The 19,417-nt window shown below is 61.8% G+C and carries 21 protein-coding genes; 18 read left to right on the forward strand and 3 right to left on the reverse strand.

The features are described 5' to 3' along the window. Together O2807_01805 and O2807_01810 are read right to left on the reverse strand one after the other, a co-directional pair. On the reverse strand, positions 1-825 hold an 825-nt coding region (locus tag O2807_01805; GenBank protein MDA0999238.1), incomplete at its 3' end, for an iron-containing alcohol dehydrogenase. A 219-nt stretch (positions 826-1,044) separates the two neighbouring features. After that, positions 1,045-1,674, reverse strand: coding sequence for a nucleotidyltransferase family protein (locus tag O2807_01810; GenBank protein ID MDA0999239.1), 630 nt, complete (start codon positions 1,672-1,674; stop codon positions 1,045-1,047). 248 nt (positions 1,675-1,922) lie between these two features. On the opposite strand from O2807_01810, the gene O2807_01815 reads away from it, so the two are divergent. The 4 genes from O2807_01815 (at position 1,923) to O2807_01830 (ending at position 5,237) form a co-directional block, all read left to right on the forward strand. Continuing rightward, positions 1,923-2,672: an SDR family NAD(P)-dependent oxidoreductase gene (locus tag O2807_01815; protein ID MDA0999240.1), complete on the forward strand. Its 750-nt coding sequence runs from the start codon at positions 1,923-1,925 to the stop codon at positions 2,670-2,672. Positions 2,673-2,759: 87 nt separating this feature from the next. After that, a complete protein-coding gene (locus O2807_01820; GenBank protein ID MDA0999241.1) occupies positions 2,760-3,473 on the forward strand; it encodes a cyclase family protein in 714 nt (237 codons plus the stop codon). Positions 3,474-3,548: 75 nt separating this feature from the next. Next, on the forward strand, positions 3,549-4,586 hold the full coding sequence (locus O2807_01825; GenBank protein ID MDA0999242.1) for a zinc-binding dehydrogenase: 1,038 nt from the start codon (positions 3,549-3,551) through the stop codon (positions 4,584-4,586). A 57-nt stretch (positions 4,587-4,643) separates the two neighbouring features. Then, positions 4,644-5,237: a sulfite oxidase-like oxidoreductase gene (locus O2807_01830; GenBank protein MDA0999243.1), complete on the forward strand. Its 594-nt coding sequence runs from the start codon at positions 4,644-4,646 to the stop codon at positions 5,235-5,237. 25 nt (positions 5,238-5,262) lie between these two features. Here O2807_01830 and O2807_01835 read toward each other — a convergent pair whose 3' ends face one another. Next, positions 5,263-6,036, reverse strand: a complete 774-nt coding sequence (locus tag O2807_01835) for an FRG domain-containing protein (protein ID MDA0999244.1) — start codon at positions 6,034-6,036, stop codon at positions 5,263-5,265. A gap of 122 nt (positions 6,037-6,158) precedes the next feature. Between O2807_01835 and O2807_01840 the strand changes: the two genes are divergently transcribed. The 14 genes from O2807_01840 to O2807_01905 all read left to right on the forward strand — a co-directional run. Further along, positions 6,159-6,920 carry an HAD family hydrolase gene (locus tag O2807_01840; GenBank protein ID MDA0999245.1) on the forward strand — a complete coding sequence of 254 codons (762 nt, stop codon included), beginning with the start codon at positions 6,159-6,161 and terminating at the stop codon, positions 6,918-6,920. A 106-nt stretch (positions 6,921-7,026) separates the two neighbouring features. Next, on the forward strand, positions 7,027-8,286 hold the full coding sequence (locus O2807_01845) for a CinA family nicotinamide mononucleotide deamidase-related protein (GenBank protein ID MDA0999246.1): 1,260 nt from the start codon (positions 7,027-7,029) through the stop codon (positions 8,284-8,286). Between the two features lie 278 nt (positions 8,287-8,564). Continuing rightward, positions 8,565-10,022: a peptidoglycan DD-metalloendopeptidase family protein gene (locus tag O2807_01850; protein ID MDA0999247.1), complete on the forward strand. Its 1,458-nt coding sequence runs from the start codon at positions 8,565-8,567 to the stop codon at positions 10,020-10,022. Between the two features lie 20 nt (positions 10,023-10,042). After that, entirely contained in the window at positions 10,043-10,552 is a 510-nt protein-coding gene (locus O2807_01855; GenBank protein ID MDA0999248.1) for a gamma carbonic anhydrase family protein, read from the forward strand. A gap of 21 nt (positions 10,553-10,573) precedes the next feature. Beyond that, the gene (locus tag O2807_01860) at positions 10,574-11,524 is read left to right on the forward strand and encodes a Ppx/GppA family phosphatase (GenBank protein MDA0999249.1); all 951 of its coding nucleotides are present in this window, start codon (positions 10,574-10,576) and stop codon (positions 11,522-11,524) included. Between the two features lie 168 nt (positions 11,525-11,692). After that, a complete protein-coding gene (locus O2807_01865) occupies positions 11,693-12,226 on the forward strand; it encodes a YceD family protein (protein ID MDA0999250.1) in 534 nt (177 codons plus the stop codon). 59 nt (positions 12,227-12,285) lie between these two features. Further along, positions 12,286-12,468 (forward strand): 50S ribosomal protein L32, encoded by a 183-nt coding sequence (gene rpmF, locus O2807_01870; protein MDA0999251.1) that lies wholly within the window; start codon positions 12,286-12,288, stop codon positions 12,466-12,468. A 42-nt stretch (positions 12,469-12,510) separates the two neighbouring features. Continuing rightward, complete coding sequence (gene plsX, locus O2807_01875; GenBank protein MDA0999252.1) at positions 12,511-13,608, forward strand: phosphate acyltransferase PlsX; 1,098 nt, start codon at positions 12,511-12,513, stop codon at positions 13,606-13,608. 43 nt (positions 13,609-13,651) lie between these two features. Next, positions 13,652-14,638, forward strand: coding sequence for a ketoacyl-ACP synthase III (locus tag O2807_01880; protein MDA0999253.1), 987 nt, complete (start codon positions 13,652-13,654; stop codon positions 14,636-14,638). Between the two features lie 112 nt (positions 14,639-14,750). Further along, positions 14,751-15,743, forward strand: a complete 993-nt coding sequence (gene fabD, locus O2807_01885) for an ACP S-malonyltransferase (GenBank protein MDA0999254.1) — start codon at positions 14,751-14,753, stop codon at positions 15,741-15,743. Positions 15,744-16,045: 302 nt separating this feature from the next. Continuing rightward, on the forward strand, positions 16,046-16,279 hold the full coding sequence (locus tag O2807_01890) for an acyl carrier protein (GenBank protein MDA0999255.1): 234 nt from the start codon (positions 16,046-16,048) through the stop codon (positions 16,277-16,279). 45 nt (positions 16,280-16,324) lie between these two features. Further along, entirely contained in the window at positions 16,325-17,587 is a 1,263-nt protein-coding gene (fabF, locus tag O2807_01895) for a beta-ketoacyl-ACP synthase II (protein ID MDA0999256.1), read from the forward strand. Positions 17,588-17,618: 31 nt separating this feature from the next. Then, on the forward strand, positions 17,619-18,383 hold the full coding sequence (rnc, locus tag O2807_01900; protein ID MDA0999257.1) for a ribonuclease III: 765 nt from the start codon (positions 17,619-17,621) through the stop codon (positions 18,381-18,383). A gap of 106 nt (positions 18,384-18,489) precedes the next feature. Next, positions 18,490-19,417: AAA family ATPase (locus O2807_01905; protein ID MDA0999258.1), on the forward strand; the 928-nt coding region annotated here is incomplete at its 3' end.

Raw genomic sequence — 19,417 nt, forward strand, 5'->3', positions numbered from 1 at the left:
GTGGTGGTAGGCCCCGATGGGATGGGCGAGGGAGTGGACGATCCCCAGGCCGACGTTGGTGAAGGCGTAGCCCGCCCAGGTCGAGGAGAGGGAGATGCGATCTGCGGCTGTAGGGTTCGCGCGGTCCTTCACGAAGGCGCGGCCGTGCCTTCCGATGAACTCGATGGCCTGAAGGCAGAGGGCGTCCGTCCAGGGGTTCGCCTTGGGGGAGCCCATGGCCTCGATGGCGTGGGTCAAGGCGTCGAGCATGGTGCCGGCGGCCATGTGGGGCGGCAAGCCGGCGAGCAGGCCCGGATCGACGATGGCCACCTTGGCGAAAAGCGGCGGGGCGGCGAGGACGGCTTTGATCCGGAGCTTGGCGTCGGTGACGATGGCGCTCAGCGTGACCTCGCTGCCGGTGCCCGCCGTCGTGGGGACGGTGATGAGGGGGGGCGCGGCCTTCGTCACCTTGCCGAAGCCGTAGATGTCGCGCGGGATGCCTCCCATGGCGATGATGCCCATGGCGGCCTTGGCGGTGTCCATCGAACTGCCGCCCCCCGCGGCGATCATTCCGTCGCAGCCGTTGTCACGATAGAAATCGCGCGCCTTCTCGATGCTGGCGTCGGAGGGATTCGGCTCGGCCCGATCGAAGTAGGCGAACTCCACCCCTTCTTTCTTCAGCCCATCGAGGAGCGGATCGAGGACATGGGTCCCGGCGAGGCCGGCGTCGGTGATGAGGAGGGGCTTCTTCATGCCGAGGGCCTTCACTTCCTGGCCGATGGCGGAGACTTCGCCCCGGCCGAAGCGGACGCGGGGGCCCGATGCGATCTGGAAGGGGGGGATCATGGTCTCTCTCTCCTTTTTCGGGGCGCGCCCGGGGAGTGGGTCAGTTTGCTTTTTTCTTGTCATTCCGAACGCCGGAGGCGCGAGGAATCTGCTTTTCCACAGCAGATTCCTCAGTCGCTGCGGGCCCCAAGCGAACCCGTTCGCTTGGGTTCCCTGTGCTCCTTCGGAATGACACCGCAGGTCCATTGTGTAAACGGACCCACTGCCCGCGCCCGGCGCTTATGTGTTCTCGGGCTCTTTGCCGGTAATTCTTTTGTAATCCGCTTCGGTGTCGATGTCCAGAAAGAGGTCGGCGCTTTCGGCCTCGACGGCGCGGAAGCGATCGGGCGCTTCGGCGCGCACCTTTTCGATGATCTCCCGCGCGCCCCGGTCCCCCGTGAGGGCGGCGAGCTCGCTTTTGAGCTCCGCCGAAAAGAGGACGGGGTTTCCTCTTTTTCCCTCCGCGAAGGGGGCGGCGATCAGGGGAGGGGGGGCTTCCGTGCCGAAAGCTTGGATGAGCCGGTCCACCAGCCCGGCGCTCAGGAGGGGCTGGTCCCCCAGGGCGAAGAGGTAGCCCGCCGCGCCCGGGTCCGCCGCCTGGAGGCCGCACTGGAGGCTCCCGGCCTGGCCTTCCGCATAGCGTTCGTTGTGGGCGAAGCGGACGGGGAGCCCCGCGAGGGCGGCCTCGATTTTTTCCCGCTCGTGGCCGGTGACGGCGATGACCTCGGCGGCCTTCGAGCCGAGCAATGCGCGGGCCGCCCGGCGGACGCTCGGTTCTCCCTCGACCTCGAGGAGGAGCTTGTTCCGCCCGAGGCGGCGCGAGATCCCGGCGGCGAGCAAGATGCAGGAGATTCGAGGTGGGTCCGGCATGGGCGTGCCCCGAAAGATTTACGCGAGAGGGGCATCCTAGAGAGCGGACCGGGGCGTGTCAATTTCGGGGGGCTGCGGGATTCTGCGGGATTTTTTTTGTAACGGCATCCTTTCGGATGCCACCTTTCGGATGCCACCTCCGTTGACATCCGGGGGAGGGCCCCCCTAAGATCGGCTCGTCCTTGCGGATATACCATTCATTTCATTTCGTTTACGGCCCTACCACGGGGCGGCGGGAGAGCGGGCGCATGGCGGGTGAATTCGAGGGAAGGCTCGCGCTCGTGACGGGCGGGGCGGGCGAGATCGGCCGGGCGGCGGCGCGGAAGTTTCTGGCCGCGGGCGCAAGGGTCACGCTCGCGGATCTGGACGAGGCGGAGCTGGAAGCGGCGCGGGTTGAATTTCAGGCGGCGGGAGAGCGGCTGGAGACCCGCACCCTGGATGTCGCCGATTCCGGGGCGGTGGCCGAGGTCATCGAAGGTGCCCACGCCCGGCATGGGCGACTCGACATTCTCGTCAACTGCGCCGGGATCTACCGCCACCGGGCGGTGCTTGAGATGAGCGATGCGGAGTGGGACCAGACGCTGGAGGTCAACCTCCGCGGCACGTTTGCGGCCTGCCGCGCGGCGGGCGGCTTCATGGTCAAGCAGGAGCGCGGCGGGGTGATCGTCAACCTGGCCTCCCTCGCCGCGCAGCGGGGGAGCCCGCTCCACGCCCACTACTGCGCCTCGAAGGCGGGGGTGATCGGCTTCGGGCGGGCGCTGGCGATGGAGCTCGCCCCGAAGGTGCGGGTGAACGCCGTGGCGCCGGGCATCATCGAGACGAAGATGACGGCGGACATGATCCCCGTCCGGGGGGAGGAGTGGAAGCGGCAGATTCCCGCCGGGCGCTTCGGCACGGCCGATGAAGTGGCCGATGCGGTGTGTTTCCTGGCCAGCGACAAAGCAGCTTATATCAACGGTGCCGTCCTGAACGTGAACGGCGGCATGTGGATGGATTAGCGGCATGTGGATGGATTAGCGGCATGTGGATGGATTAGCGGCATGTGGATGGACTAGAGGGGTCGAGTCGGCCCGGGGGAGAGCGCAATGGGATACAAGAATCATCAAATCGTCGATCTGACCCAAGAAATTTACCAGGGGATGCCGGTGTTCGTGGGACACCCCGACACCTGGCGCTGGACGCACATGACCCACGAGAAGAGCGCGGCGAGCGGGCGCTTTCAGAGCGAGATGAGCTACTACTCGGGGATTCTCCAGGTGTGTGAGCATGGCCCGACGCACGTGGACTCCATCAGCCATCTCGATCCCTCTCCGAAAGCCCTCCACATCGACAAGATGGGCTTCGACTTTTTCTACAGCCGGGGCATCGCGATTGACTTCGAGAACGTCAAGGATAACGGCTACATCAGCGCGGATGACGTGAAGCGCCGCCTCGATCACCACAAGCTCGAGATCAAGCCGGGCGACACGGTCTGCTACACCTACGGTCATTACAAGCGGCATTATCCGAAACCTTCCTATACGACCGCCTACGCGGGCTGGACGAAGGACGCGGCCGAGTACGTCTACGGCGAGTGCGGCGCGCTCAACGTCGCCACCGATGCGCCGAGCATGGACATGGCCCATTCGCCGGATTACATCTGCCACCTGGTCTGCCGGGAGCTGGGGCGGACGAACACCGAGAACCTCTGCAACATCGAGGAGGTGGTGGGCAAGGAGTTTCTCTACATCGGCCTTCCGCTGAAGATCGTGGACGGCTCGGGCTCCCCCTGCCGCGTGATCGCAGTGCTGAACGCCTAGACTGAAAAGGGATCCGCTCCTCCTCGAAAAAAGGGGGGGGGCAGCTCCCTTCTTTTTTCCCAGGGGAAAAATCCGATGAAAGCCTTGATGAAAACCGCCAAGGGCCCCGGCCACATGGAGATTCGCGAGATCGAGGAGCCGCAGGCGGGCTCCGGCCAGGTCAAGGTGCGCGTCGTTCATGCCGGGATCTGCGGAACGGATGTCCACATCGCATCGGGCGAATTTTTCTACTATACCCCGCCGGTGGCGCTGGGCCATGAGTTCGCCGGAGTGATTGAAGAGGTGGGCGCGGGCGTCGAGGGCATCGCGCCGGGGGATCGGGTGACCGCCGAGCCGACGAAGCGCACCTGCGGGGCGTGCCCGCACTGCGCATCGGGAAACTACAACCGCTGCGAGGGGCGCGACATCGCAGGGATGGTGAGCCACGGGGCGTTCACGAATTTCGTCGTGACGCGCGCGGAGTCTATCCACAAGCTTCCCGGGAACGTGAGCTTCCGTGCGGCCGCCCTCACCGAGCCGCTCGCGGTGACCGTCCACGGCGTGACCGAGCAGTGCCATCTGGAGGCGGAGGACACGGTGCTCGTCATGGGGCCGGGCACCATCGGGACGGCCTGCGCCCAGGTGGCGATGGCCTTCGGGGCGCGTGTCATCGTGGCGGGCACCTCGAAGGACGCCCACCGCCTGGCTCTCGCGGAGAAATTTGGCGCGGCGCGGGTCCTGAACGTCGAAACGGACGATCTGGCCGAAGCCGTGAAGGACCTCACCGGCGGCTGGGGTGTCCACATGGCGATCGATGCGGCCGGGGCGCCGGCGGCCTCCCGCGCCTGCCTCGAACATGTCCGAAAGGGCGGGCAGATACTCCAGGTGGGCCTGCCGGGCCGGCCCGTCGAGGTGGACCTCGACCAGCTCGCCTGGAAAGAGGTGCGCCTCATCGGCACGTTTGGGCAGAAGCACTCCGCCTGGCGGACGGCCATCCGGCTGATGGAAGAGGAGAAGGTGGACATGGAGGCCATGGTGTCCGACGTGCTTCCGCTCGAGGAGTGGGAGACTGGATTCGGCCTCATGGAGCGCGGCGAGGGCCTCAAGGTCCTCCTCTCGCCCTCGGAAGATTAAGCCCGCTTCGTGATCTTGTAGCATGATCTTGTCGCATGATCCTGCAGGAGACATTCTTTGAGCGCGCTGAACAAGAAGCAGTTGGCCGAAAAGTACGGGGACCGCGTGCCGCCGAGTCAGAGCGTCACCGAAAAGTGGCCCGTGCTGCACGAGGGCCCTGTGCCCGAGGCGGACCTCGCGGCGTGGGAGTTGCGCGTCTTCGGCGAGGTGGAAGAGGAGCGCCGCTTCACCCATGCGGAATTCACCGCGCTGCCCGCTTCGGATGTCCATTGCGACATCCACTGCGTCACCCACTGGAGCAAGATGGACAACGTCTTCCACGGGGTATTGTTCAAGGAGTTCGTCAAAACCATCCGCCTGAAATCCACAGCGCGCTTTGTCATCGTGCACGCGGAGGGGGGCTACGCGGCGAACCTTCCGCTCGCGGCGTGCATGGACGATGACGTTCTTTGGGCGTGGAAGCACGACGGGGAGAATCTCTCCCCCGAGCACGGCTGGCCCCTTCGCCTGATCGTGCCGAAGCGGTATTTCTGGAAGAGCGCCAAGTGGGTGCGCGGCGTCGAGTTCTTGGTGGCGGACAAGCCGGGCTTCTGGGAGCGGAACGGCTACCACAACGACGCCGACGCCTTCAAGGAAGAGCGCTACGGGTAGGGTTTTTTATTTTCTCTTAAGGCGCTCAGTAAGGTGGGTTTGTGATTTTTCTGTATGCCAATGTTTCCATGAGGCTTTCTTCGCTTCCAAAAAGTGAATAAGCATTGATATTCATAATGTCCAATTTTTTCAAGACCTCCAGCCTTTCAGAATTGGGTAAAGTGTATTTCGTCAAGATGCCTTGGTCAGGATCGTTTTGGCTGAATGTTTCTTTATGGTTGCAGTAAACCCATGGGTTGTCTGGGTTATCTGTTTTTTTCTCGCAATAAGTATATTCACATTGCTGAGTATGGTGTCTGCTATGTGTAGTCATGCGTGGGCCCATGCGCACAATTCGAGGACTCTCAGTCCGTCCACCTTTGCCTTCCGCGAAATAATAGATTGCCACCCTTTTGTCCTCGCTGCTCTCGGAATTTCTGAAAGCAAAAAAAGCAGCGATGTAAGGAGATCGCGTCCAATCCAGGATTGGTGCCGGGAAGCCATGATGCCGAAGATAAACCATAAACTCGAGCCCTTGGGGGGCACGTTTGTAGTCCTTGGGAAATTTTTTGAATTCTTCGCCGATATGCCATGATTTACCAGTAAAAGATTGAACAGCCGGCAGTATTGATTTCATATGGTCATGGTAATGATGCATTGTGTGTTCCTGATCAGTGAAACGCTCCAAGGTTGTATCAAGACACCATGTCGCGTTTCTTTGTCCTCTGAAAAGCGGGGTGGATTTCGCTTTTACGTTGTCAAATAGGTCTTTTGTTTTTTCTTCAAACGCTTCCCAATTTTCTAAAGGGATTCCTGGCATGTCATACTTCCTAGGTGTTTGCAGTAAAAGGCTGTGTCTTGGTATGTGAAAACTGTTAAATATAGCGGCGAAGAAAGTTTGTAGCTGGATTAATTATATCATATTGATTTTAGGAGAGAATTTTGCCCCCCTTCCGCGCGGTTGGATTTGATCTGTTCGATACGCTGGTGGATTTCGACCAAGGCCTCTTTCCGGTCGTCGAGATTGACGGCAAGCCGGAGAAGACCACCTCGCGCGCTGCCTTCGAGGCGCTGGAGGGGGCGGGGGCTGTTCTGCCCGCCTACGAAGCCTTTCATGCGCTCTGGCTCGAGAACACGGAAGAGGTCTGGAGCGCGCGCAACCGGGATTCCGAGCTCCGGGAGATTTCCTCTATCGATCGCTTCACCCTCCTGATGGAGAAGATCGATACCATCCCGGCCGGGGAGCGGGAGGCGGCCGTCCGGGTGGCGGTGGAGGCCCACATGCAGGCGCTGACGGCCTCGGCGGTGTTTCCGCCCGAGCGGCTGGGGTTGCTGGAGCGGATTCAAAAGGCGTCCCTTCCCATCGGGCTTTTGAGCAATTTCGATCATGCCCCCGCGGCCCGCGGGCTGCTCGAGCGGACGGGCATCGCGCCCTTTCTCGATGTGGTGCTGATCTCCGAGGAGGCGGGCTACCGGAAGCCCGCGCCGCGGCTTTTCCGGAGCCTGGCCGAGGGGCTGGGCGCCGCGCCGGGGGAGATATTGTTTGTCGGGGATGATTTCGAGGCCGATGTCGTGGGGGCGAGGGGGGCCGGCATCCGGTCGGCCTGGCTGAACCCGAAGGGACACCCCGTTCCAGAGAAAAGCCCGCCCCCCGACTTTGAGATTCGGCGGCTGGAGGAAGTCATCGGGATTCTCGAACTGTAGATCATGGGTTCCGCCGCGGGCGGTCCTGCTTGCCCTCGGCGCCCCTCTTGCCTAATATGCGCATCTTTCGCGGGCCGCCTGCGCCCTTTTCAGAAAAGGATTTTTCATGGCCGAGACCGTACGCGCCGAGATCATCGCCATCGGAACCGAGATGCTGCTCGGGGATCTGATTGACACGAACAGTGCCTGGATCGCGAGGCAGCTCAAGGCCATCGGCGTGAACATTTTCTTCAAGGCGACGGTGGGCGACAACCTCGGCCGCATCGCCTCTGTCATCGATCAGGCCCACAAGAGAAGCCAGATTGTCACGACGACGGGCGGCCTCGGGCCCACGGTAGACGATCTGACGCGCGAGGCGATCGCCAAGGTGATGGGGGTGGAGCTGGAGTTCCGCCAGGATCTCTACGACTACATCGACGCTTACTTCCAGCGCCGCGGATTCAAGATGACCGAGAACAACCGGAAGCAGGCTTTCGTTCCGGCGGGCGCCACTGTCATCGAGAACCCCCGGGGGACAGCCCCCTGCTTTTACTGCGAGGACGCGCACGGCGTCATCATCGCGAGCCCGGGCGTTCCCCACGAGATGCGCTATATCATCGGGGAGCGCGCCGTCCCGATGCTCCAGAAAAAATTCTCGCTCGGCGAGGTGATCCGCACCCGCGTCCTGAAAACCTGCGGCGTGGGCGAGAGCCGCGTCGATCAGATCATCGGCGATCTGTTTCGCGAGTCGATCAATCCGAGCATCGGGGTGCTCGCCCACCCCGGGCAGGTGGACGTGCGCATCACCGCCCGCGCGGCGAACATCGAGGAAGCCGAGAAGATAATTGACGTGCTGGAAGTCAAGGTCCGCGATCTTCTCGGGGATTCCATCTACGGCGTCGGAGAAGCTTCTCTCGAGGAGGTGGTATCCGATCTTCTGGCCGAGAAGGGGAAAACGGTGTCGGTCGTCGAGACGAATACGGGCGGCGCCGTTCTCCAGCGGCTCTCGGCCCAGCCGAACCGGGCGAAGTACCTGCGCCGCGGCATCGTGGCGATGGAGGTGTCCGAGCTTCTGCGCATCTTCCATCTTCCGCTCGACACCGAGCCCGACGGGGGCGATCTGGCGGAGACGCTGGCCCAGATGATCCGCGATGAAACCGGGGCCGACTACGGCCTCGCCATCATCGGTCCGAACCCCTCGCCCGACATCGAGCCCGAAAAGAGCGCCAGCGCCCCCGCGGTGGGCGATACCTGCATCGCGCTTTCGACGGGAAAAGAGGTGCTCCACCACCGCGGCGGCTTCGGAGGAAACGAGCGTTTCATCCAGTCGCGCGTGCCCATCTTTGCCCTCGACCTGATCCGGAAGGCCCTTCTCGCAGACAGCTAGCCCCGATCCCGGAATTGCCATCCCCCCCCCCTCTCTCAAAGCGGATCCCCGGGCGGATTTTTGCCTGAAAATTAAGTAATTGTTTTAGAAAGAGTTACCTTGAAACGGAGGCTCCCTCCTTGCAATCGTATCGGGGGAGGGAGGCGTGGCGGATTTTTTTATTGTTGAATTTCATAATAACTTATATAATAGTGTTTTATGTAACTTTGTTCATGGAATAGTTTAGGTTTTTATGGCGCCCGCATGTTCCTCCGCCCAGAATATTGGCCGCAAAAACAATGCGTTACGAATTTCCCCCGATTCGCAGGAGGCGCTACTGGGTTTCCACGGAACCCACCGGAGGGCGCCGAAGACGGCTTTGGCCGCTCATCGGCCTTTTTGTCGTTTCTTTCTTGCTGGGTGGCTGCCAGTTCCTGGAAACGCCACTGCGGGCCCTCAAGCGCGTCTGGACGCCTTTCATTCAAAGTAGCGGCGACAAGGGGAAGCAGCCGGCCGAGGAGCGTGCGGCGAAAATCCCGCCCCCGGCACCCCCGGTTCCGGCAGGGGCCGAACCTTCCCTGCAAAGCGGCAAGAATCCTCCCCCGGACGCCATGCCCGATACGCCGGAGAGCCAGATCTTGGAGGCCCGCTTCACCACGCAGGACACCGCCTACGGCGTCCTGGAAGGGCAAAGTGTTTCCGCACAGGAGATCGCCGCTCTCATGGCGGCCAGCAGAGAAAGCCATCCCCTCTCGAAAATCCGTCCGGGCCACTGGTATGAGCTGGTCAAAGGGGCTGCGGGAGTGCACCGTTTCCTTCTTCAGGTGGACGATGAACGGCAGCTTCGGGTGTACCGGACCCGCTCGGGCGTCTTTCGGGCGAGGATGGAAAAGATTCCCTACGAGGTCGAGCTGGTCCGCCTGGAGGGTGCCATCGATGGCTCACTTTTCGGCACCGTATCGAAGAGCGGCGGCTCGCCGGTCGTTGCCCAGGAGCTGGTGGACATCTTCGGGTGGGTGATTGATTTTCACAAAGATCTGCACCCGGGGGACCGGATCAATGTCCTGCTGGAGATGCGCTCTTTCCAGGGCCGCCCGGCGGGGTTCGGGCGAATCCTGGCGGCAGAGATTGTCACGGGTGAGACCCGTCGCACGGCGATTTTCTTCGATCGCGGGGGCGCCGAGTATTATACGCCGGAGGGAGAAACTATTCGCCGCGCTTTTCTCCGCTCGCCGCTTCGCTACACGCGCATCAGCTCCAAGTTCTCCCGGCGCCGGTTTCATCCGGTTCTGAAGCGGTTCCGGCCGCACTACGGGGTGGACTATGCGGCGCCTCCGGGAACGCCTGTCCGCGCGGTGGCGGACGGGCAGGTGATCTGGGCGGGCTGGCGGGGCGCCGCTGGCAAGATGGTCCGGATTCGCCATGGGATGGGATTTGAAACTTCCTATCTTCACCTCTCACGGCTGGGCATGGGGGTGCGCCGGGGGGTGAAGGTGCAGCAGGGAAAGGTCATCGGTCATGTGGGTTCGACGGGCCTTTCCACCGGCCCCCATCTCGATTACCGAATCAAGAAGAATGGACGCCCCCTCGATCCGCTGAAGGCGGGGCTCCCCTCCGGGATGCCGGTTCCGAAAAAGCACCGGGAGGTCTTTTTCGGGGTGGTCCAGTTGCGGCAAAGGCAGTTGAATCTTTCGCCTTTTCTTGTAAGAAGGGGGTCGGACGTTGTGGCGATGCGCTCCCCGGTTCCTGGCTCCTAGGAAAAGGAAGGGTCCTCAGAATGCTCATTCCCTTTGAAGGCAAGATGCCCAAGGTGCACGAAACGGCCTGGATCGCGGAAACGGCCGTCCTGATCGGCGATGTTGAGATCGGCGAGGAGAGCGGCATCTGGTACGGCTGCGTGCTCCGGGGGGATGAGATGCCCGTGCGGATCGGGAAAAGGTCCAACGTGCAGGACGGCTCCATCCTTCATGTGGAAAACGGGCTTCACCCCTGCATCCTGGGCGATGACGTTTCCGTGGGCCACGGCGCCATCGTGCACGGCTGTGAGGTGGGCGATGGGGCGCTCATCGCGATGGGGGCGATCATCATGAACAATGTGAAGGTGGGCGAGGGCGCCGTGGTGGCCGCCGGCGCCGTGGTGACGGAGGGCAAAGTCGTCGAACCCGGCACGCTGTGGATGGGCACCCCGGCCCGGTATGTCCGCGATGTGAACGATGAAGAGCGCGAGCGCTTCGGAAAGACCCCCGTGGTGTACAGCCACCTGAAAGATCGTTACCGCAACGGCTAGTTTCTCGCTGAACTTCAACCCATGACACCCTCCTCCTCAGAGAAACCGGACGATCGGCCGCTTGCAGCCGTCGTGGATCTCGGTACGAACGCGGCCCGCCTCGCGATGGCACACCTCGACGCGCAGGGCCAACTCGTGTCCCATGGCCGGTGGCGCGAGTTGATCCGGCTCGGCGAGGGCGTCGCCGCAACGAAGCGGATCTCGCCGGATGCCTTTCGGCGCGGGCTGGCGTGTCTGGAGCGGTTTGTGCGGGTCATCGCGGCGCATCCGGTGGACCGTCTCGATGCCATTGCCACCAGCGTCCTGCGTGATGCCGTGAACGGGGTGGAGTTTTTGGAGGCGGCGAAGGAAGCGGGAATCCCGCTCCGCATCATCGGCGCCGAGGAGGAGGCGCGGCTGGCCCAGGCGGGGGCGCTTTCGAGTTTGGGCGCCATCCCCCCACGGGCGTTTGTCTTCGACATCGGCGGCGGGAGCCTGGAGCTGATCGAGGCGGAGGGAGAAGAGGCCCGGAAAGTGGCGAGCCTGCCCGCGGGGGTGGTCTATCTCACCGAGCGCCACCTGCGGGAGATGCCAACTCCGGCGGGGGAGGTAGCAACTTGTGTGGCCGAGGTCCGGAGGCTTTTGGCCGGCAGCGGCTTTTCCGCAATCGGGGATGATGCGGTCCCGTTGGTCGGTTGCGGCGGGACGGTGGCGCTCGCATGGTTTGTCCGGGAGGGCGCGCCGGGTTTGCAGGGGATCAACGGAGTGGAGCTGACCCGGGAGGAGATCTCGTCATGGATTCCCCGCTTCGCCGGCCTCAGCCGCGCTGCCCGAACGGAGCTTGAGGGTTTTGAGCCGGGCCGCGAAGATGTGGCCCTGGCCGGCCTGATTGTGGTCCGGGAGGTGATCGAGCGGCTCGGGAGGGAGAAATTCCGCGTCTCGACGGGAGGGGTGCGGGAGGGGCGCTTGCTGGAAATGTTGAAAGAGAATTAAATATATACAAATCAGGTATTTAAGGGGCATCTTTTTCGGGTCCGCCCCTTTCCTGTATTTGACAGGTCCAACCCGGTGTCCCTATATTCTGCTACCTGCCCTCCCCATCGGGTGTAGGGCCCGTTGCGAGGTTTGGCCCGGTTTGCTTGGCTGGGAGGAAAAGGGGCCGTGAAGGCTGACCTCGAGATTTCCCTTGTGCGCATTCCGGACGATGGTCTCGATCTCGATTTGGTGGTCGAGGCGGCCGATTTGGGGATTGAGGGAGAGGATTGGCCCCCGGCAACGGACATCCGGATCAGGGGCAGGCTGGAGAAGACAGGCGAGGAGGCTGTTTTTCGGGGAAGGGTCAGCGGCAAGCTCCTTTTGGTGTGCAGCCTGGGGCTGGCCGAGTTGCCGTTTCCCGTGGATGAGCCGCTGATGATCTATTTCCAGCCGTTGCCGGCGCATCGGCCGGTGGAAGAGGAGGAGGTCGAACTCGAAGAGCGGAGCCTCGACATTTCCTTCATCAAGGGGGGAAGGGTCGAACTCGCTCCCCCGGTTCGCGATATCATCGGGCTGGCCATCCCGATTCAGCCGAGGTGTCCGGGAAAGTGTCTCGGCGAGGCGCCCGAGATGTGCCGCCATCTGCTCGAAGGCGAGGGGGTGGGCGATAAGGAACACATAGATCCCCGCTGGGCGTCCCTTCGGGAGTGGAAGAGATAGGGACTTTTGGCCTCCATTTTCGGAGGCCGGAAATTTTGAAAGCAAGGAGGATTGAAAACATGGGACTTCCCAAACGCCGCCATTCGCAGACGCGGGGCCGCAAACGCAGAACCCACTACAAGGTCGCGACACCCACGGTTGCGCTTTGCTCCCATTGCGGCAAGGCCGTTCCGCCGCACCGGGTCTGCACGGCTTGTGGGCATTACAAAGGGAAAAAAGTTCTCGCTGTAAAGGAAGCCTAGCCGTTCCGAGTCTTTACGGAAGGGCGGCGCGGCACCGTCAATATGAAAATAGCCGTTGATGCCATGGGTGGCGATCACGCTCCTGCCGCTGTTGTCGAGGGGGCTCTGCTTGCCTACCGGGAGTTCGGGATTGAAACCATCCTGGTCGGGGTTCCCGAGCGGGTCGATGCCGAGATTGCCCGGCTGGCGGCGCGAGATGTTCCTTTTGAAATTCGGGAAGCGACCCAGGTCGTGGAAATGGGAGAGTCCCCTTCGAAGTCGTTTAAGAGCAAGCCTGACTCCTCCATCCGCGTGGCTGTTGAATTGGTGAAGGAGGGCGAGGCCGACGCCGTATTCAGCGCCGGGGACACCGGGGGCGCCTTTGTCGCCTCGTTACACATTCTGCAGCGGATGAAGGGCGTCATCCGGCCGGCCATCGCTGCCCTGATCCCGACCTTGAAGGGCTTTTCCGTCATGCTCGATGTCGGGGCCAACTTCGACCCCAAGGCGCAGCAATTGTTCCAGTACGGCATCATGGGCGCGGTATACAGTGAGGCGGTGCTCGGCAAGAAGAATCCGACCATCGGCCTGCTGAATGTCGGCGATGAAGACTCGAAGGGGACCGACTCGCTCAAAACCGCGTTTCAGCTCTTTCACCGGAGCGGGATGAACTTTGTGGGCAACGTGGAAGGCAACACCATCTTCCAGGGAGGCATGGACGTGATCGTGTGCGACGGATTTACCGGCAACGTCGCCCTCAAGGTCAGCGAGAGCCTCAGCGAGATGCTCACCTCCATCCTGCGGGAGGAGATTACCCAGTCCTGGCGGAACAAACTCGGGTATATGTTCCTGCAAAACGGGATAAAATCCATGCGGAAGCGCACCGACTACTCCGAGTACGGTGCCGCCCCGTTGCTGGGTTTGAACGGTTTGTGCACAATTGGGCATGGCCGGAGCAACGCCAAGGCCGTCAAAAACGCCCTGAAAACGACCGCCCATATTGTACGGCAACGGCTGGACGAGAGGATTCAGGAGCAGATTGACCAGCATCTCACCCTGCAGCGGAGTGCCGAGCGCGGCTGGAGACTGTGGAACCATATCCGTTCCGGCATTTTTCCGGGAGATAACTCAGAAGAAGAGTTGCCCGAGATCAAGGCCTGACCCGTACGCCCTTTCTTTTCGTCTTTAACCGGGAAAATCATCTATGCCTTCCTCAGCGATTCTCGGGATCGGCTCGAACCTGCCCGAGCAGGTTCTTACGAACAGTGATTTGGAAAAAATGGTGGACACCAGTGACCAGTGGATCCGTGAGCGGACGGGGATCCGGGAGCGCCGCATCGCTCCTCCCGACCAGGCCGCTTCGGAGCTTGCTGTTCCGGCGTGCGAAAGGGCGCTCGCAGAAGCGGGGCTCAATGCCAGCGACATCGACATCATCGTTCTCACGACGCTCACCCCGGATACGATGTGCCCCTCGGCGGACTGCTGGCTGCAGGCGCGGATCGGGGCCAGCCGCGCGGCGGCCTTCGATTTGAACGCGGCCTGCTCGGGCTTTATCTACGGGCTGCAAGTGAGCGACGCATATATCCGCTCGGGGCTGGCGAAGAATGTGTTGCTTGTTTCGGTGGAGATCATGTCCCGGGTGATCGATTGGTCCGATCGGGGCAGCAGCGTGCTCTGGGGCGACGGCGCGGGAGCAGTAGTGCTGGGGCCCGCCGAAAACGGCCGCCGCGGCGTCATTTACTCGAAGTTGTACAGCGACGGGAAGGACGGCGATATGATCGTCGTTGTGGGAGGAGGCTCCCGCAAGACTCCCATCACGGCCGAGGACGCCATGGCCAAGGAGCACACACTGAAGCTTCGCGGTCGAGAAACGTTCAAGACCGCCGTGCGCCACTTTTCGGATGTGTGCGTGGAGGCTCTCGAGGAAAATGGGATGAGCGTATCGGATGTGGACGTGTTCGTTCCGCATCAGGCGAACATCCGGATCATCGAAGCGGTGGCGAAGCGCATCGGTTTTTCCATGGATCGTGTCGTCGTGACGATTGATAAATATGGTAACATGTCTGCCGCTACCATCCCCGTGGCGTTGGACGAATGGGTAAGGGAAGGAAAGGTGCGCCAGGGGGACACCGTGTTGATGGCCGCCTTCGGCGGCGGACTCACTTGGGGAGCCGCCTTGGTGGAGTGGTAGGTGATATCGCCGGTTTCGGTATGAGTTTCCGCCCTGAGAAAATGAATGGTCTTCATTCGCTCGCATGGAAGGAGGGTGGCTTTCCTCTTTGTCTGACGGGCAGGTTCTTGGCATGAGTCACTCTGATGCATTGAACAACTTGCGGATTGCCTTTCTTTTTCCCGGGCAGGGTTCCCAGCATGTGGGGATGGGCAAGGATTTTTACGACCGCCATGCGTGGGCGCGGGAGCTCTACGATCAGGCCAGCGACATTCTCGGCTGGGACCTCGCCAAGCTCAGCTTTGAGGGACCGAAAGAGGAGCTGACCCTCACCTGCCATACCCAGCCCGCGATTCTGGTGCACAGCCATATTGCCCACCGTCTCCTCTCGGAGCGGGGGGTAGCCCCATACCTTGCGCTCGGCCACAGCCTGGGGGAGTACTCGGCCCTCCTCGCGGCCCGTGCCTTCGATTTTGAAAGTGCGCTCCATCTGGTGAAAGAGCGCGGCCGGTTCATGCACGAGGCGGTTCCCGTCGGGGGCGGCGCGATGGCGGCCCTCCTTGGGATAAGCAGCGAGGTGGCCGAAGCCATTTGCGGAGAGGTTGATGGCGTAGTGGAGGTGGCGAACTACAATGCGCCCGATCAGACGGTGATCTCCGGCACGCGAGAAGCGGTGGAAGCGGCCGTCGAGCTGGCCCGGGAGAGAGGTGTGCGAAAGGCCGTGATGCTGCCTGTGGGCGCACCTTTCCATTCCTCCCTCCTGGAGGAGGCCGCGGAAAGGATGAGCGAAGTCCTCGACGCATTCCCGTTTCGCCCGCTGGGGATTTCCGTCTACGCGAACGTGACGGGCCAGCGCATTTCGGATGCGGATGAGGCCCGCCAGCTCCTGAAAAAACAGGTCCGCTCTTCGGTCCGCTGGGTGGATTCGGTCCGCGCCGCCAGCGAAGACTCCTTTGACGCGGCAGTGGAGGTGGGGCCCGGGAAAGTGCTCTCCGGCCTGCATCGGCGGATTGTGAAAGATATCCCCGTATTCAATGTGGAGGATGAAGCGAGCCTGGAGAGCGCGGTTTCCGGCCTTTTTGAGTTGGCCGCGAAAAGGGCCGGAGAGGGTCCGGCCGGGGGATGATTGATTTTTCAACTAGTTCGGATAATCTTTCCCCCCGTTTTCGCGCCCTGGAGATACTCTCGCTTCATAAGGTTTCTCTGTTGTAATATTTGGCCTATAAACAGTGGGAAAGGGAGGGGAAGAGTCAGATCCCTCCCCGTTGTCTCGCGCGGGATTGTTGAGATGGGGAAGTGGGCGTTTTCCGCCCAGAAGGTTTTGGAAATTGTCAGGGGCGCACGAACCTTACCTGAAAGGGTGACGGGGCGTCTGAGTGGGAACTTTCTTTGTAAAAGTTCTCCGCAACGGATTTGGGAGGATAACGAGTGTCGGATATTGCCGAACAGGTCAAGGATATCATTGTGGAACAGTTAAGCGTGGATAGGGTCAAGGTGGTGCCCGAGGCTTCGTTTATCAACGATCTGGGTGCCGACTCTCTGGACACGGTTGAGCTGGTCATGGCTTTCGAGGAAAAGTTCGGCCTCGAAATTCCGGATGAGGACGCGGAGAAGATCACCTCGGTTCGGGATGCGATCAGCTATATCGAAGGCAAACAATAATAATACGGTTCCGAAAAGTATCTGCTCGATAATTGGAGAATAAAAGTGGCACAGTCAGACTGCCGGGTCGTTATCACAGGCATGGGCTTGCTGACGCCTCTCGGCATTGGCGTTGAGGAAAACTGGAAGGGGTTGATGGAGGGCAGATCCGGCATCGGGCCGGTGTCCCGGTTCAACCCCGAGCGCCTGCCGACAAAGATCAGCGGCGAGGTGAAGGGGTTCAACCCGGAAGACTACATCGACAGAAAAGAAATCAAGAAGATGGACACCTTCATCCAGTTTGTTCTGGCCTCGACGCACATGGCCTTTGAGAATGCGGGTCTTTCCACCCCGGACAAAGAGGTGGCCCCCCGGTATGGAGCCGTCATCGGCGTGGGGCTGGGGGGTCTGCCGGCCATCGAGAACTATATGGACGTCCTCGGAAATCACGGCCCGCGCCGGATCAGCCCGTTTTTCATCCCGATGCTCCTGGCCAATCTCGCCGCGGGCCAGGTGTCCGTCAGGTGGGGCCTGAAGGGGCCGAACACCTGCACGGTGACGGCCTGCGCGTCGGGGAACCACGCCATCGGCGATGCCATGAAGTTCATCCAAAGAGGCATCGCGGACGTGATGGTGGCCGGCGGCAGCGAATCCTGCATCACCGAGCTGGGCATGGGCGGCTTCTGCGCCATGCGCGCGCTCAGCACGCGGAACGATGAGCCCGAGCGGGCGAGCCGGCCCTTCGACGGCGAGCGCGATGGCTTCATCATGGGCGAGGGGTGCGGCATTCTCATCCTGGAGAGCGAGGAGCACGCCAAGGCCCGCGGCGCCCGGATCTACGCCGAGATTGGCGGCTACGGCCTCACCTCGGATGCCTTCCACATCACCTCCCCTGACCCCGAAGGGGACGGGGCCGCCCGGTGCATGCAGATGGCCATGGATGACGCCGGCGTCTCCGTCGAGAAGATCGATTACATCAACGCCCACGGGACTTCCACTGAACTCAACGACAAGCTCGAAACGGTCGCGATCAAAAAAACTTTCGGCGAACACGCCTACAAGATTCCGGTGAGTTCCACGAAGTCCATGACCGGCCACCTTCTGGGCGCGGCGGGCGGCGTCGAATCGTGCTACACCGTCATGGCCATCGACCGCAAGATCATCCCGCCCACGATCAACTACGAAAATCCTGACCCGGAATGCGATTTGGACTATGTGCCGAACAGCCCCCGGAAGGCGGATATCCGCTGCGCCTTGACGAATTCATTCGGGTTCGGCGGAACCAACGCCACCCTTCTCTATCGAAAGTACGAAACGAACGGTTCCTAGCGTCCCCGCCCCGCCTCGATAAGAAGCCGCGATGAACACTCAGGATTTAAGCCTCTCGGGCGATAGTTCCTCTTTGAAAGAGGAGGATGATTCGGCGCTGGAGGCAGTCGAATTCGCCATCGGGTACCGCTTCTCCGATCGTGCCCTTCTCCGGCAGGCCCTCACCCACCGTTCCTACGCCCAGGAACTGATGCCGCCCATCGAGGACAACCAGCGGCTCGAATTTCTGGGGGATGCGGTCTTGCAGTTGATCGTCACGGAGCGCCTGTGGCGCGAGCACGAAGAGGACGATGAGGGGGCCCTGACGCGGCAGCGCTCCGAGCGGGTGAGCGGCCATGCCCTCGCCAAGGCGTCGCGCCGGATGAATCTGTCCGACCACATCCTGCTCGGGAAGGGGGAGGAGAAAACGGCTGGCCGGCAAAAGCCCTCGATCCAGGCCGATGCCGTCGAGGCCCTGGTCGGCGCCATCTTCCTGGATGCGGGCTATGACACCTGTGCGGAGCGGGTCATGGAGTGGCTCTGGACCGGGAAAAAGCCCTCGGGAAATGTGGACTACAAGAGCCGGCTTCAGGAAGCCCTCCAGGGCATGGGGGGAAAGCCGCCGGTGTACAAAGTCGTTCAAGAGAGCGGTCCCGAGCACGAAAAAGTTTTCGAGGTTGAAGTGCGCTTTGACGGAAAAGTCTACGGCCGGGGAACCGGGACGACGAAAAAAAACGCCGAGCAGTTCGCCGCGCATGAATCCCTCCGCTTGCTGGGCGATGCAGACGTTTCCTCCGGGCCAAAAAAAGACGCCTGAAACAGTGAATTCTCCCTTTGCACCTGTCCGCCACTTTTGGTAGCGTAGTAAATCCTACCGCCCTTTTCGCACCCGCGCTGCCGGGCCGACTTCCGAGGTAACAGAGTTGAAATTCAAACGACTGGAAATGGTGGGGTTCAAATCGTTCGTTGACCGCACCGTCATCGAATTCGGCGATCGGTTGACGGCTGTGGTTGGCCCCAACGGCTGCGGCAAGAGCAATGTCTCCGACGCCATCCGGTGGGTGCTCGGCGAGCAGGCCCCCCGGGCCCTTCGGGCCAAGCGGATGGAGGACGTCATCTTCAACGGCAGCGCCGATCGCAAGCCATACGGCATGGCCGAGGTGTCCCTCACCATCAGCAACATCAAGGGGGTTGTTACCTCCCCCGAATACAAGGACTTCGAAGAACTCATCGTCACCCGCCGGCTCTACCGCTCCGGCGAGAGCGAATATCTCATCAACCGCAATCCGGCGCGGTTGAAGGACATCACCGACCTGTTTCTCGATACCGGGGTCTCCCTCGACACCTTCTCCATCGTCGAGCAGGGGCGGATCGAAGGCCTTGTCAACGCCAAGCCGCTCGACCGCCGCCTCCTGATCGAAGAGGCGGCGGGCATCATGAAATACAAGAGTCGCCGGAACGAAGCCCTCCGCAAGCTGGAGCTGGCCCAGGGCAACCTGCTTCGCGTGGCCGATGTCATGCGCGAGAAGGAATCGCGCCTGCGCTCGCTTCGCCGTCAGGCCAAGAAGGCGACCTTCTACAAGGAATACCAGCAGGAAGTCGAGGAGCTCTCGCTGCGCATTGCCGCCCTGGAGCTTTTGCGGCTCGAGGCGGAACTCAGCCCGGCCGAGGAGGAGTACACCCGCCTGAAGGGGCAGGAGGAACTCCTTCTCGCCAGCATTTCCGCGACAGAGGCCGACCGGGAACGGCTCCGCATCGAGTTGAGCGAGCGCTCCGAGAAGCTCGCCGAGACCCGGCGGCACGCGGTGGAGGTCGAGGGAGTTCTCCAGCGCCTGGACAACCGCCTGGAGC

The sequence above is a fragment of the bacterium genome, assembly GCA_027622355.1.
In the GTDB taxonomy this organism is placed as follows: Bacteria; UBA8248; UBA8248; order UBA8248; family UBA8248; genus JAQBZT01.

Excerpts from the sequence above, each read along its gene's own strand:
- O2807_01810 (MDA0999239.1), bottom strand. The coding sequence starts at position 1,674 with ATGCCGGACCCACCTCGAATCTCCTGCATCTTGCTCGCCGCCGGGATC.
- O2807_01815 (MDA0999240.1), top strand. The coding sequence starts at position 1,923 with ATGGCGGGTGAATTCGAGGGAAGGCTCGCGCTCGTGACGGGCGGGGCG.
- O2807_01820 (MDA0999241.1), top strand. The coding sequence starts at position 2,760 with ATGGGATACAAGAATCATCAAATCGTCGATCTGACCCAAGAAATTTAC.
- O2807_01825 (MDA0999242.1), top strand. The coding sequence starts at position 3,549 with ATGAAAGCCTTGATGAAAACCGCCAAGGGCCCCGGCCACATGGAGATT.
- O2807_01835 (MDA0999244.1), bottom strand. The coding sequence starts at position 6,036 with ATGCCAGGAATCCCTTTAGAAAATTGGGAAGCGTTTGAAGAAAAAACA.
- O2807_01845 (MDA0999246.1), top strand. The coding sequence starts at position 7,027 with ATGGCCGAGACCGTACGCGCCGAGATCATCGCCATCGGAACCGAGATG.
- O2807_01850 (MDA0999247.1), top strand. The coding sequence starts at position 8,565 with ATGCGTTACGAATTTCCCCCGATTCGCAGGAGGCGCTACTGGGTTTCC.
- O2807_01855 (MDA0999248.1), top strand. The coding sequence starts at position 10,043 with ATGCTCATTCCCTTTGAAGGCAAGATGCCCAAGGTGCACGAAACGGCC.
- O2807_01860 (MDA0999249.1), top strand. The coding sequence starts at position 10,574 with ATGACACCCTCCTCCTCAGAGAAACCGGACGATCGGCCGCTTGCAGCC.
- rpmF (MDA0999251.1), top strand. The coding sequence starts at position 12,286 with ATGGGACTTCCCAAACGCCGCCATTCGCAGACGCGGGGCCGCAAACGC.
- plsX (MDA0999252.1), top strand. The coding sequence starts at position 12,511 with ATGAAAATAGCCGTTGATGCCATGGGTGGCGATCACGCTCCTGCCGCT.
- O2807_01880 (MDA0999253.1), top strand. The coding sequence starts at position 13,652 with ATGCCTTCCTCAGCGATTCTCGGGATCGGCTCGAACCTGCCCGAGCAG.
- fabD (MDA0999254.1), top strand. The coding sequence starts at position 14,751 with ATGAGTCACTCTGATGCATTGAACAACTTGCGGATTGCCTTTCTTTTT.
- rnc (MDA0999257.1), top strand. The coding sequence starts at position 17,619 with ATGAACACTCAGGATTTAAGCCTCTCGGGCGATAGTTCCTCTTTGAAA.